8 protein-coding genes are annotated in these 13,696 nt (G+C 52.4%); 4 read left to right on the forward strand and 4 right to left on the reverse strand.

Features of this window, described 5'->3' with window-relative positions:
• Nucleotides 1-158 precede the first annotated feature (158 nt).
• Both AC0YNU_RS14530 and AC0YNU_RS14535 read left to right on the forward strand, forming a co-directional pair.
• Nucleotides 159-749: a TetR/AcrR family transcriptional regulator gene (locus tag AC0YNU_RS14530; protein ID WP_475757630.1), complete on the forward strand. Its 591-nt coding sequence runs from the start codon at nt 159-161 to the stop codon at nt 747-749.
• Between the two features lie 271 nt (nt 750-1,020).
• On the forward strand, nt 1,021-3,039 hold the full coding sequence (locus tag AC0YNU_RS14535; RefSeq protein WP_475757632.1) for a YhgE/Pip family protein: 2,019 nt from the start codon (nt 1,021-1,023) through the stop codon (nt 3,037-3,039).
• Between the two features lie 98 nt (nt 3,040-3,137).
• Here the strand turns inward: AC0YNU_RS14535 and AC0YNU_RS14540 are convergent, their stop codons facing one another.
• Nucleotides 3,138-4,550 carry an SGNH/GDSL hydrolase family protein gene (locus tag AC0YNU_RS14540; protein WP_475757634.1) on the reverse strand — a complete coding sequence of 471 codons (1,413 nt, stop codon included), beginning with the start codon at nt 4,548-4,550 and terminating at the stop codon, nt 3,138-3,140.
• Nucleotides 4,551-5,058: 508 nt separating this feature from the next.
• Between AC0YNU_RS14540 and gltB the strand changes: the two genes are divergently transcribed.
• A complete protein-coding gene (gltB, locus tag AC0YNU_RS14545) occupies nt 5,059-9,663 on the forward strand; it encodes a glutamate synthase large subunit (RefSeq protein WP_475757636.1) in 4,605 nt (1,534 codons plus the stop codon).
• 447 nt (nt 9,664-10,110) lie between these two features.
• Here gltB and AC0YNU_RS14550 read toward each other — a convergent pair whose 3' ends face one another.
• The 3 genes from AC0YNU_RS14550 to AC0YNU_RS14560 form a co-directional block, all read right to left on the reverse strand.
• Nucleotides 10,111-10,470, reverse strand: a complete 360-nt coding sequence (locus AC0YNU_RS14550; RefSeq protein WP_475757988.1) for a VanZ family protein — start codon at nt 10,468-10,470, stop codon at nt 10,111-10,113.
• A 203-nt stretch (nt 10,471-10,673) separates the two neighbouring features.
• Nucleotides 10,674-10,985, reverse strand: coding sequence for a hypothetical protein (locus tag AC0YNU_RS14555; RefSeq protein ID WP_475757638.1), 312 nt, complete (start codon nt 10,983-10,985; stop codon nt 10,674-10,676).
• A gap of 938 nt (nt 10,986-11,923) precedes the next feature.
• Nucleotides 11,924-13,135 (reverse strand): right-handed parallel beta-helix repeat-containing protein, encoded by a 1,212-nt coding sequence (locus tag AC0YNU_RS14560; RefSeq protein WP_475757640.1) that lies wholly within the window; start codon nt 13,133-13,135, stop codon nt 11,924-11,926.
• A gap of 400 nt (nt 13,136-13,535) precedes the next feature.
• Here AC0YNU_RS14560 and AC0YNU_RS14565 point away from each other — a divergent pair, with 400 nt between their 5' ends.
• The gene (locus tag AC0YNU_RS14565) at nt 13,536-13,673 is read left to right on the forward strand and encodes a hypothetical protein (RefSeq protein WP_475757642.1); all 138 of its coding nucleotides are present in this window, start codon (nt 13,536-13,538) and stop codon (nt 13,671-13,673) included.
• The last annotated feature ends 23 nt before the right edge of the window (nt 13,674-13,696 follow it).

Below are 13,696 nucleotides of genomic sequence, written 5' to 3' on the forward strand. Positions count from 1 at the left end.
CTATTCACGATCAACTTCGCTTTATGCCATCTTAATGGTGGTACTTGCCCTGCATGAAACCGGGTTGGCGATTCTTCAGGTGACCGAATGACCGGATTGAATTTTTGGTCAGTTTATGTTACGCTCTCCAAATAGAGGAATGAAGGGAGGCTACAGCGATGGCGGCAGTGAAGAAACCGGTCGATCGCAGGGCGCAGATCGTGGAGGCCGCGGCAAAATCGTTTGCCATGTTCGGCTACAAAGCGACGACGATGGAGCTCGTATCCAAAATCGCTGCGGTCGGCAAAGGAACTATCTATACGTTCTTCGCCACCAAGGAAGAGCTGTTCAGCGAAATTATCGGCCAGCTCTCCAAGGAGCTTCGCGAGGTGGCGGAACGGACGATCGACCATGACCGGCCGTTCTTCGACAATTTATCGGAGGCGCTGCACGAGCTGCTGTTGTTCCGCGAGAAGCATGAGCTGATCGTGAAGCTGTCGCAGGAGGTGCGGGACATCGGTACGCCGATGGCCAAGGACGGTATTGCCCAGCTGGAGCAGGGGATCTTGGGTTTTATCCAGCAGGAGGTTTCCTACGCGATCGACAAGGGAGAGCTGCGAAGCGCCAACCCGCAGTTGACGGCATTCGTTATGCTGCGGCTGTATTTGGCGCTCGGCTCGGAGTGGAGCAAGCAGCATGAACCATTGTCGCGGGAAGAAGCGGCGGGATATTTTGGCGAGCTGTTGCGTGATGGTCTGGCGATTCGGTGAGGGTAGGAGTAGCGGATGAGCTTCGCGCCAAGCTCGGGCAGTATGCGTGAGTTCGGAAAGAGAAAGCTAACTTTGAACGTAGGCGTAGCGTTTCTGCTTTCCCTGTGGAATGGAATGCAAAAAACTGACGATCGGGAAAAACAAACTTTCGATCAGCTTTTCAGTGTGCAGCATGGGGCTGCCTCTTTTTTTGTTCTAGAATGACCAAAAGTACGATTTGGTCAATTGTTCAATCGGCGTTTGAATGACAGGTAAATGGAGGCGCAATAACATGCAGGGACTATCGTTATTTGGCAAGGAAATGAAGCGGATCGTGCGGAATCCGAAGCTGCTTATCCCGATCCTGGGGATTTTGTTCATTCCGATCATGTACAGCGGGATGTTGGTCGGGGCATTTTGGGATCCATACGGCAAGCTCGACCGGATGCCGGTAGCTGTCGTGAATACGGACGCCGGGGCGGATTTTGACGGGAAGCCGCTGACCGTGGGGAAAGACTTGGTCGATCAGTTGAAGGACAGTCAGACGTTCAAGTGGGCATTCGTCGATGAGAAGCAGGCGGAGAAAGGGTTGGAGAAAGGCGATTATTATTATGTCATTGAAATTCCGTCCGAGTTCTCCCAGCAGGCGACGACGCTGCTGGACAAAGAACCGCATCCCGCGGCGCTTCGTTATCTAACGAACGACAGCGAGAATTATTTGGCCGCGAAGATCGGCTCCTCCGCGATCGAGAAGCTGCAGAAGGAGCTTTCGCAGCAGGTGACCAAAGCCTATGCGAAAGCGGTGTTCGGCAGCATCGACGAGGCAGCCGGTGGGATTGCGCAAGCAAGCGACGGCGCGGGCAAGCTCGCCGACGGCGCCAAGAACGCGGAAGCTGGAGCGGAGCAGCTCCGTGACGGCGCCGCGAAGCTGGCAAGCAGTACGCAGCAGCTTGCCGGCGGGGTGGAGGCGCTGGATGGCGGCGCCGGACAATTGAAGGCCGGCACGGCCGCGGTCAGCGATGGCGCGGCGAAGCTTTCCGCCGGACTAGGGAAGCTGTCGGCCGCTGGCGAACAGCTCAGCGGCGGCGCCGATAAAGCCGCTTCGGCCGGCGCGCAGCTGGCCGAAGGGCTCGCATCGGCGCAGAAGGGCAGCGCCGATCTCGCCGGCGCAGCCGCGAAGCTGACGGCGGCGCTGGATGCATACGCCGCCGCAGTGCCAGACGCAGCGCAGGACAGCGCGCTGCAAGGGCTGCTCGGCGCCGCCCGCGCGGTATCCGCGGGCGCGGCCGAGCTCTCCGGCGGCAGCGCGAAGCTGGCCGCCGGCGGGGCGCAGCTGCAGCAGGGGCAGGACGCCCTGCTGCAAGGGCTGGCCGCGCTGCACGCGCAGCTCGCAGCCGCGAACAAGGGCGGCGCCGAGCTGGCCGCCGGCGCCAAGAGCACGGCGGCGGGCGCCGCCAAGCTGGCGGACGGCGCAGCCGCCGCGGGCCGCGGCGCGGCGCAGCTTGCGGGCGGCGCCGGCAAGCTGGCCAGCGGCTCCGCCGCGCTCGCGAGCGGCACCGCCCAGCTCGCCGGCGGCTCGGCCGAGCTGTCGGGCAAGCTCGGCGACGCCGCAGCCCAAACCGCGGGCGTCACCGGAACCGACGCCCTCTACGACATGTTCGCGAACCCCGTCCATGTCGAGGAGCGCAAGCTGACGAACGTGCCGAACTATGGCACGGGCTTCGCGCCTTACGCCTTGTCGCTCGGCCTGTTCGTCGGCGCGCTGCTCTCCACCATGGTCGTGCCGATGCGTGAGACCGGCACGAAGCCGCGCTCCGGCTGGAGCTGGTTCGTCAGCAAGGCGCTGCTCCTCGGCGGCGTCGGAATCGTGCAGGCGCTTATTGCCGACGCGATCCTAATCTATGGCATTGGCATGCATGCCAATCACATGGGCGCTTTCATCGGCATGTCCATGCTGACGAGCGTCGCGTTCATGATGATCATTCAATTCTTGGTCACGCTTCTAGACCAGCCGGGCCGCTTCGTCGCCGTTATGCTGCTGATCCTGCAGCTGACCGGCAGCGCCGGCACGTATCCGGCGGAGCTCGTGCCGGCATGGCTGCAGCGCGTCGGCGAATGGCTGCCGATGACGTACACCATCCGGTCGTTCCGTGAAATTTTGACTGGCAACGAGCTGCAGTCGACCGGCGCCAGCGCGATGTACCTCGCAATCGTAGCGCTCGTATTCGCGGCGCTGACGTTGGCCGTATTCCTGATCACGTACCGCAAGGAACGGATCAGCAAGTCCACGCCAGCCGAAATCGTACTTTAATGAAGAAACAAGGGCGGGATTCCCGAGGCAGCCTAAGCTGCTTCACGGAATCCCGCCCTTTTATTATTTCTTCCTAGTCGTGCACGCCAACTTACAATCTACGAATTAACAAACACCGTCGCAATCGGCTTCCGATAATCCGCCTGATACCCGAGCCCTTTGGACAAGGCGGCGAGCGGCAGGTAAGTCAGCGAGTTTCCGCCCGATTGCTGCAGATAAGCCGGCGTCTCGAGCGCGACGGTCTGGCCGTTCACTTTCATCGTGTTCGCGCCGATCGTGAACGCGACCTTCTTGCCGCCGGAGGCGATCGTCGCCGTCCGTGTTTTGTTGTCCCAATTCAGCGTCGCATGCAGTGCGTTCGCTACATCGCGCATCGGCAGGAACGTCGTATTGTTCTTGAGCACCGGATGATTGCCCTTGAGATCCGTGCCGTTCACGACCACGCGCAGCGGAGCGCCGGCAGGCAGGGCGGCGGGATCGCGATAGTCCCCCCAGATGCCGTCAGCAAAAGCGCGGCCCATGACGTCGTAGCCGGATTGTTTCGGATGAATGTCGCCTTTTAGAATGTACGTATATACAAGTTCGTTGTCTTTGAACGGAATGGAGACGTCCACGGCCCGAACGTCGTAGCCTTCCTTGGTCAGCTTATCGGCGAGCGATTCGTCCAAGCCCTTCAGCTTCGTGACGGCCGCGGACAAAATATTATACTGCTCCTGGGTAATCGCCTTATTAAGCACGGATGGCTTCGGAGCCGGCAAATATTGATCCGCGAAGACGACGGTCGCCTTCGGATTCAAGCTTAGAATCGTGCGAAGCGACGTCTCGAGCTGCGGAATGTAATCCGCCAGCATCGTGTCCATCTTGGTCTGCAGATCCGCTGCCGACAAGCTGTTCGACTTGATATCATCGAAAATCGGGGTAAAATCATTGCCTCCGATCGTCAGCGTGACGAGATCGGCTTTCTTCAGATCGTCTGCAAGCGCGGCCGTCTTGGCGACGGTCTCGGAGGCGAGCGGATACGTCGACAAATTCGCCTGTACTTCGTCTGCAGTGATTCGCGTGCCATCGGCTGCTGCTTTCAGATACTTGGTAAGGCCTGGCGTTTTGAGCGCGATGATGCCGTAATTTTTGAGATCCGCGCGTCCGCGGTACAAGGCTTGTTCATACACGCGTTCGACGTAGCCGTATGGAATGGATGAGACGGTCATGCCGTTCTCGTATCCGACCGTCAGCGAGTCGCCGACGGCCACGATATGTAGGGGTTCGTTCGCAATTGCCTTGGGTGCAGTTGGTGCAGCGGAGTACTGGCGCACGGTCGATGGAACCGCGGGCTGGCCAACCGAGCCTGCAATCGATGTTTTCGATGTAGAAATTGTTTCCTGAGCCGACGTCGCCGAAGCCTCTGCCCAATGGCTTTCCGTCAAAATGCTTCCCGTGCCGACTGCGGCAATCAACAGCGCCGCCGTCGTCAATGCCACTGCCTTGCCCTTGGATTTCCTGAACTTGCTCATCAAATCAACCACATCCTTTTGGATAATTATGCACCTTAATGAAAAGAAAAGTACAAAAAGTGCAAATTCAAACTGCTGGTGCAGGGCTTTCCGGTAAAGAAGTCTTATCACTTTTGCTAAAATAATAAATTGATAATTGCTATAGGGTGATGATAAAATCATATAATAACGAAAATCAATCGAACCTGTCCGTTTGTCGCAAGGATGCTGATAAAAACGGCATTTTTACCCAGCCGCTGCTCAGCGTCTTTTTTTGAAGACTGTCATGAAAGCTGGAAGGAAAGGTTTTCATAATCTGCTTTTATTCTACGCCATTCAGGGGAAGAAATGAAGTCGGATTCCTGCAAATAAATCCATTCCTCCATTTGCCAATCGCAAGGCAACAAATCGCTGCTTGCTCGGTTTACGCTAGAAATCCGAGGTTGAAGCTTGGACTGCCGCCGAAGACGGGGCCGACCGATTCCATTTGTTTATTCAAAAAATTTCTCATAGAAAGGTGACTATCCAAGTGAAAGAGAACCGTTTAGGATTGCCGCCGAAGCAAGGCCTGTATGACCCGCAATATGAGAAAGACGCCTGCGGCATGGGCTTTGTGGCTAACATCAAGGGATTAAAATCGCACTCGATCATCCAGCAGGCACTGACGGTGCTTGAGAAAATGGAGCATCGCGGCGGACAAGGCAGCGAGCCGAACACGGGAGACGGAGCAGGCATCCTGCTTCAAATTCCGCATACGTTCTTCTCCCGCGAGCTGAAGGGACTCGGCATCGAACTCCCGGCTAACGGGGACTATGCCGTCGGCATGCTGTTCCTGTCGCAGGACGAGAGCATTCGCAGCAAGCATGAGCGCGAGTTGGAAGCGATCATTCGCGAGGAAGGCCAGACGTTGATCGGCTGGCGTACCGTTCCGACGAACGACGAGAAGCTCGGACATTCCGCGAAATCGGTGAAGCCGTATGTTCGCCAAGTGTTTATCGGCAGAAATGAATCGCTTCAGGATGAGCTTGCGTTCGAACGCAAGATCTACATCATCCGCAAGCGCGCAGAGCTGGCCATCCGTTATTCCGGCATGGAAGGCGCGGACAGCTTCTATTTCTCCAGCTTCTCGAGCAAGAAAATCGTGTACAAGGGGATGCTGACTACCGAGCAGGTTCGTTCTTTCTACACAGAGTTGAACGACGAAGCCATGGAGACGGCGCTTGCCCTCGTCCACTCCCGTTTCTCGACGAACACGTTCCCGAGCTGGGAGCGCGCGCATCCCTACCGTTATCTGATCCACAACGGCGAGATCAACACGCTGCGCGGTAACGTTAACTGGATGCATGCCCGCCAGACGCTGTTCGCTTCGGAATTGTTCGGCGAAAGTTTGGACAAAATCAAGCCGATCATCAATCCGGACGGCTCCGATACGGCGATGTTCGATAACACGCTGGAATTCCTGTACCTCTCGGGACGTTCGCTGCCGCACGCGGCGATGATGATGGTGCCTGAGCCGTGGTCCAACCACGAAGGCATGAGCGACGAGAAGAAAGCGTTCTACGAATACCACAGCTGCCTGATGGAGCCGTGGGACGGTCCTGCCGCGATGGCGTTCACCGACGGTACCCAAATCGGCGCGATCCTCGACCGTAACGGTCTTCGTCCTGCACGTTATTATGTAACCAAAGACGATGTCATCATTCTCGGTTCCGAGGCGGGCACGGTCCACGTCGATCCGGAGAATGTCGTTTATAAAGACCGCCTGCGTCCGGGCCGCATGCTGCTTGTCGATACCAAAGCAGGCCGCATCGTGTCCGACGAAGAAGTAAAAGCCCAAATCGCAGCGGAGCATCCGTACCGCGAATGGCTTGACGAGCATCTCGTCGGTCTCGACGATTTGCCTGATGCACCGGAGCTTCCGGAGCCGGATCACGATACGGTAGAGCTGCGCCAACAGGCATTCGGCTATACGTTCGAGGATCTGCGCAAGGTACTTGAGCCAATGGCAGGCAGCGGCGTAGAGCCGATCGCTTCCATGGGTTATGACGCGCCGCTGGCCATTTTGTCGGAGCGCCCGCAACGTCTCTTCAATTACTTCAAGCAAATGTTCGCGCAAGTAACGAACCCGCCGATCGATGCGATCCGCGAAGAGATCATCACGGCGACGGGCACGACGCTCGGACCTGAGCGCAACCTGCTCAATCCGGAGCCGGAGAGCGCGCGTCAGATCCGACTGGCATCGCCGGTACTGTCCAACGAGGAGTTCGCGAAGCTGCGCCACGTGCGCCGTCCAGGCTTCAAGTCGATGACGCTGCCGACGTTGTTCACGGCGGCTGACGGCGTAGAGGGACTGCGTTTCGCGCTGAAACAAATGTGCGAAGCGGCTGACCGCGTTATTAGCAAAGGCCATAATGTGTTGATTCTGTCCGACCGCGGCATCGACCGCGAGAACGCAGCGATTCCGTCGCTGCTGGCCGTATCCGCCCTGCATCACCATCTCATTCGCGAAGGCACGCGTACGAAGGTCAGCATCCTGCTGGAATCCGGCGAGCCGCGCGAAGTTCATCACTTTGCATTGCTGCTCGGCTACGGCGTGAGCGCAGTCAACCCGTACCTGGCATTCGAGACGCTCGACGATATGATCCGCGGCGGCATGCTCAGAGGCGTTACGCATGAGAAGGCCGTGAAGAACTTCATTAAAGCCGCAACGAAGGGCGTCGTGAAGATTTTGTCCAAAATGGGCATTTCCACGATCCAATCGTACCGCGGCGCGCAGATTTTCGAAGCAGTCGGCCTGAACAAAGACGTAGTAGATCAATACTTCACTTGGACGGAAACGCGCATCGGCGGCATCGGCCTCGATGTCATCACGGATGAAGCGCTGAAGCATCATCACCGTGCGTTCTCCGAACAAGAAGGCCGCGTCAAGGAGCTTGACTCCGGCGGCGAATACCAATGGCGCAAGGACGGCGAAGACCATCTGTTCACGCCGCAGACGATTCATACGCTGCAGATGGCTTCCCGCGCCAACGACTACAAGCTGTACAAGAAGTTCTCCGAGCTGGTGCAGGGCGAAGACAAGAAGCATCTGACGCTTCGCTCGCTGCTCGACTTCAATTATTCGGCAGCATCCGTACCGCTCGACGAAGTAGAATCGGTCGAGTCCATCGTGAAACGCTTCAAGACGGGCGCCATGTCCTATGGCTCCATTTCCAAGGAAGCGCATGAAGCGCTGGCGATCGCGATGAACCGCATCGGCGGACGCTCGAACACCGGCGAAGGCGGCGAGGATCCGAAGCGCTACATTCCGGATGCCAATGGCGATTCCCGTCGCAGCGCAATCAAGCAAGTCGCTTCGGGACGTTTCGGCGTCACGAGCAACTACTTGGTCAACGCCGACGAGATCCAAATCAAGATGGCGCAAGGCGCGAAACCAGGCGAAGGCGGCCAGCTGCCAGGACGTAAAGTATACCCTTGGGTAGCTGAAGTCCGCGGATCCACGCCGGGCGTAGGTCTGATCTCGCCACCGCCGCATCATGATATTTATTCGATCGAGGATTTGGCCGAGCTCATTCATGACCTCAAGAACGCCAACCCTCGTGCACGGATCAACGTGAAGCTGGTATCCGAAGTCGGTGTCGGCACGATCGCAGCAGGCGTTGCCAAAGGTCGCGCGGACGTCATCCTCGTCAGCGGTTATGACGGCGGCACGGGCGCATCGCCGCTCGCATCGCTCCGCCATGCGGGTATGCCATGGGAGCTTGGCCTTGCTGAGACGCACCAGACGCTCATGCTCAACAACCTGCGTGACCGCGTCGTCGTAGAGACGGACGGTAAAATCATGAACGGCCGCGACTTGGCGATCGCAACGCTGCTCGGCGCCGAAGAATTCGGCTTCTCGACCGCTCCGCTCGTCGTGCTTGGCTGCATCATGATGCGCGTCTGCCAGCTGGATACATGTCCGGTCGGCGTAGCGACGCAGAACCCGGATCTTCGCAAGAAGTTCATGGGCGATCCGAGCCATGTAGCGAACTACATGCTGTTCGTCGCGCAAGAGTTCCGTGAGTTCATGGCCTTGCTCGGCTTCCGCACCGTCAACGAAATGGTTGGCCGCGTAGACCGTCTGCAAACCAAAGATCTGATCGATCACTACAAGCTCAAAGGTATCGATCTTCGTCCGCTGCTGCACCAAATGGAGGTTCCGCAGGATGCCGCCCGTTACAACACGCAGCAGCAGGATCATAAATTAGAAGAATCGCTCGACATGGAGCATTTGCTGGCGCTGGCTAAGCCGGCCATCGAGTCCGGCGAGCAAGTGCGCGCGACGCTGCCGATCACGAACATCAACCGCGTCGTCGGTACGATCGTGGGCAGCGAAGTTACACGCAAATACGGCGCTCAAGGGCTGCCGGAAGATACGATCTCGTTCCGCTTCGTCGGCACGGGCGGCCAAAGCTTCGGCGCGTTCATTCCGAAGGGCATCACGCTTACGCTGGAAGGCGACTCCAATGACTACGTCGGCAAAGGTTTGTCCGGCGGCAAGATCATCGTTGCTCCATCGCCGAAAGCAACCTTCAAGTCGAACGAGAACGTCATTATCGGCAACACCGCGTTCTACGGTGGAACGAACGGCGAAGCTTACATCAGCGGTATCGCAGGTGAGCGCTTCGCAGTACGGAACTCCGGCGTCACGGTCGTCGTCGAAGGCGTCGGCGACCACGGCTGCGAGTACATGACAGGCGGACGCGTAGCGATTCTCGGCGTCACGGGCCGCAACTTCGCGGCAGGCATGTCCGGCGGCGTCGCGTACGTCCTGGACGAAGCCGGAGACTTCTACAAGCACTGCAACATCGAAATGGTGCTGTTGGAGCGCGTCGAAGAAGCCCGAGACATCGAAGAGCTGCAGGGCATGATCCAGCGCCACGTGGAATACACGGGCAGCGCGATCGGCGACCGCCTGCTGTCCAATTGGGAGACGTCCAAGACGAAGTTCGTCAAGGTCATCCCGAAAGACTACAAGCGCATGCTCGAGCAAATCGAGCACATGGAACAATCCGGCCTTGAAGGCGAAGCAGCCCTGCTTGCGGCATTTGAAGCGAATATGAAAGAGCTGGCTCGCGTAGGCGGTAACTAGTGAAAAACTAAACGTTGCAAAATCATTATTAGTAAGACCTCCTCAGGGTAAAATAAGATTGTATTTGATTTACCTGAGGGGTCTGCTTGAAAATGGAATAGGCATATCATGCCATCTAGGAATAACTTTATCGGCGATTGCTTCTCTGAAATCAGTCAGAGAGCGATCGCCTTAATTTATTTTAAGCACTAACCTAAGATAGCGAAGCTGCTAGAAGACGAACTCTGCCTTCGCTTTGTTATAATGCTACAATGACCAAGATGAGCTATCATTTAGTTCATTCTATTATGGTTTGGTTCTATAGTATCAGATAAGGAATTACGATCAGTTTTGTTGCATATTATGTTTTTTGAGCGCTCTAAATTCTCATCCATAACACAAAAAGACATCCCAAAGGATGCCTTGATTTTATAAAATGATTGAAATAGAGTTGTTCATCATTGCGATTTAATGGTTGTAGACTTTCGATTTAGTATCTGATTTGTGGTAGATTCGTAACAATAGATAGCTTAAAAGAATTCCGCTGCCATCAATTAAAACATCAAAAAAACGTCCATCGCGCAAAAAATACAATTGCATAATTTCTGTCAAGATAGCATAACCAATAGCTATTAATGCTGCATATCGATTCCGACCGAAATCGGTCAATACAACCGTTAATATTGCAAAACCAACAAAATGCCCGGCTTTCTGAAATAAGTACCATTTCAGGTGGAAACCATTAATATCCGTACCTGGAAGTATCAAGAATTGTTCGAAGTCTGGGTGTTTGACAAACATGAATTTTATAATCCCATGTTTTACCATTAGCTTAAAATTAATAGTACATGTGCAAACAAAAAGAAATAAACTCCATAAGATTGCGAGAACAATTCTTATCAAATATACCACGCCCTTAAACACTACAAAATAATAAATTATTATTTTACATTATGAACAAGCTGTCAAGTAATGCTTAGATTGTCGGACGGTTGCAATTTGATTACTTACTCGGAGTAAAAAGCGGATTATTACCTGGAAATCGAATATTGAGATATTAACATGCGTATATAGGCTTCAAGTTCACTAATACGTGTTTGTGTAGCTTCATATTGGGCAATCCAATAAGGCAGTGCTTGATGTGCTTCTGCAATAAAATGAGCATCCTGTGGCTTGATAAATCCTGTTAGCCCAAAGTCGCATTCCTTTTCCTCCCTGAAATATCCGAAACCAGCTTCTATTGTACGGTAAAACTCCGTATTGCTTCTTTCCGCTTTCATTTCTCTCCAGATCCCCGGCGTCGCCGCTTCGAACATTGCTTTATCTTTGGCAAGATCACGCATGCTCCGTTCCTCCGATCATTTTGTGTGCCTCACGCTTCCCTTCAGAATATAACTAGAAATATTGAAGCAATTGGAGTGACAATAACAAAAAAAGTTAATTATACATATTGTATCATAATGCGAATCGTAAATGAAGCAATTTGTATCATTGGAGAATTAATAACTTTATTTTCGTTTCGGAACTAAACTTGAAGTTCCTTTGAGGATGTTGAATTGTGATGATTTCCTGGAAGAATAACTACTGCACGATATTCGATATATTGTGAAAGGGTAATAAGATTTATTTTTGCAGAAGGATTTCTCTGGAACTAGTAGAATATTCCCATTTATAAGAAACGGGGGAAAGGTTGTGGCCGTTCACTTGACATACACAAATGAAAATGTGAAGTTCGTAATATGTAATAATCAGGTATCGGTTTTGAATGTTGATGACCATCTGCTTTATACGATTGAATACGACGATATGATTATTGCAAAAGGCACCTCGGCATTGTCCGATGATAACTCGTTTGAGATTTACATCGAAAAGTATTCGACCAAACAGTTGTTTAAAATTTCCTCAAATAAAATAGAAGACCTCTATGTCTTCTATGCCGAACTCAAATCCTTAAGAGACAATGCTTTTTGGAAACCTTATTCGCAAACAAGCTAAGGCACTGTTTTTCTGTGAAATAGCCAGACTGCTCGAAAGAGCCAACCGCATAGACGACTGCGTCTCCGATGCTCTCATTTCCTCGCGCATTGCCTGTGACGAAGCAGTAAACCAATCGCGAATCGCGAATATTAACTTCTGATGAAGAAAAAAGCACCTGTTCATATCAAAAAGCGCCATAGGGGTAAAACCCAAAGGCGCTTTTTGATTTAAACAGGTGTTGGCAGGGGATTTATGATGGCGTTCAAGAGATAATAAGTCTACTCATACTATATGGTGGCTGTTGCTACCACTCGTCTCCGAACTCAAAAGCTCCTAGATCGGGTGCAGTGCCGCTATAAGGAAGACCTGTCAAACGACCTGCGTCAATGCTGGAGCTTTCTTTATTCAGATATAGAAAATTAGAAGATTTGGTGTCAGTACTTTGAAACACCGGCTCGATTTTTAAATTCCATGTATTGTTCAGTTGTGTTACATTGTCACCGATAAGCGTTCTGCCTTTGGCCGAAATGGCATTCACGATCGTATCCGAGCCTCTGAAATCGTAGTTGTATGCGTAGGACAAACTGCCTTTGTTATTATTATAAGCCGTCGTGTTATAGAGCTTGTTCGGCAGAACGGCGCCATTATAAGTGAAACCGCTCGCATAGTTACCATAGGCTATGGATTCCCTTACCTGATTGTTGCCGCTCTTATAAGGGTTATTGCTGTCGTATTCGCCGCCTAATTTAAAACCGTTCCCGTTTCCGTTAATGAAGTGTTTCCCATGTTCGTCGAAGCCGTTGTTGAATGCGAAAGATTTATTGATGTTTGAAGAACTCCCTTCCCAAGTATCCCAGCCATCATCCGAGTTGTTCCAGGCACTGCAACGGTTGAATGTATTGTTGTAGGCACCATTCTTAATAGCGAAGCCATCAGCATTTGTGCCTCCGGTTTTCTCGTCGTAATTCAGATAGGAATTTACCCGGTCTATATAATTATCGTGCGCGCTGTTTTCCAAGTGCAAACCGGTACCGTGATTCCGGTACGTAGAAAGGGATTCGATCCGAATATGATGCGCGTAGTTTTGGATGCTGATACCAATGCCGCGTGCTTCAGTAACGTTAATTTTTGAAATAATCCAATATGATACGTTATCCATGCGGATGACTTTATCAGAATCCAGTAGAAGTTTAGTTCCGTTTACAACTACGTTTTCATTCCCATAGGGCTTTATAGTAATGGGCATTGTGCTCGTCCCACTGGATGTCGGGTTAATAGCTCTAGTAGGATAATAGACGCCGCCACGTACGTAAATCGTATCTCCTGCTCTAGCGACAGCAACTGATTTGTTGATGGTTTTGAAAGGAGCGGAAAGCGAAGTTCCTCTGTTCGCATCGTTACCATTTACTGAAACATAATAGACGGCTCCTGCAGCGGATGCCTTGTTTATTGTGTAGTTAAGACACGAACCAAAGCAAACCACCAGCACCAATAAAATTACTAATTTGCGTTTCATTCCATACCTCCAGTACGTGAAATATAAAGAAATATAAGAAAAAGTCGCCGCTGAAAGACCTACCACGATTCTACTCTACTTTTCAGAAATAGACATTGCAAGGGTAAATAGTATTGTATTCTTGGAATGAATAGTTCCAAGAACCTAATCGAGACTTTATTTTTTTATTCGTAAAGAATTCGTCTTTCGGTGGTATAAAAAAGTGGTATTGTTATCGATCTTCTGCAAAGTGGACCACGATAAGAATAACTAAGTAATGGGTGCGATCCGACAAGAAACGACATTATTTATTCAAAAATGTGGGTTCTGACGCACACCAAACGACACCTTCTTCTTGTGTTCTTAGGTATAATAACACTGAAAATTGTTTACGAGGACATGAAGGAACGGGAGAGCGGTCATGAAAAATAGAGACGATAAACTGATGGATAACAAACAAGTTCCGGCGCAAATTGAAATTAAAGTTCTTCTCGAACAATTAGGCATACCTCTCGAGAAGTGGCAGCAGTTTCTGACTGCAGAACGCAACTATACATAACGGACAGGTGAATTGATTTGCTA

The organism is Paenibacillus sp. J31P316 (assembly GCF_056269105.1).

What these genes read in the sequence shown, in the direction of transcription:
- AC0YNU_RS14535 (WP_475757632.1), top strand. Translation starts at nt 1,021, where the DNA reads ATGCAGGGACTATCGTTATTTGGCAAGGAAATGAAGCGGATCGTGCGG.
- AC0YNU_RS14530 (WP_475757630.1), top strand. Translation starts at nt 159, where the DNA reads ATGGCGGCAGTGAAGAAACCGGTCGATCGCAGGGCGCAGATCGTGGAG.
- AC0YNU_RS14560 (WP_475757640.1), bottom strand. Translation starts at nt 13,135, where the DNA reads ATGAAACGCAAATTAGTAATTTTATTGGTGCTGGTGGTTTGCTTTGGT.
- AC0YNU_RS14550 (WP_475757988.1), bottom strand. Translation starts at nt 10,470, where the DNA reads ATGGTAAAACATGGGATTATAAAATTCATGTTTGTCAAACACCCAGAC.
- AC0YNU_RS14540 (WP_475757634.1), bottom strand. Translation starts at nt 4,550, where the DNA reads ATGAGCAAGTTCAGGAAATCCAAGGGCAAGGCAGTGGCATTGACGACG.
- AC0YNU_RS14565 (WP_475757642.1), top strand. Translation starts at nt 13,536, where the DNA reads ATGAAAAATAGAGACGATAAACTGATGGATAACAAACAAGTTCCGGCG.
- AC0YNU_RS14555 (WP_475757638.1), bottom strand. Translation starts at nt 10,985, where the DNA reads ATGCGTGATCTTGCCAAAGATAAAGCAATGTTCGAAGCGGCGACGCCG.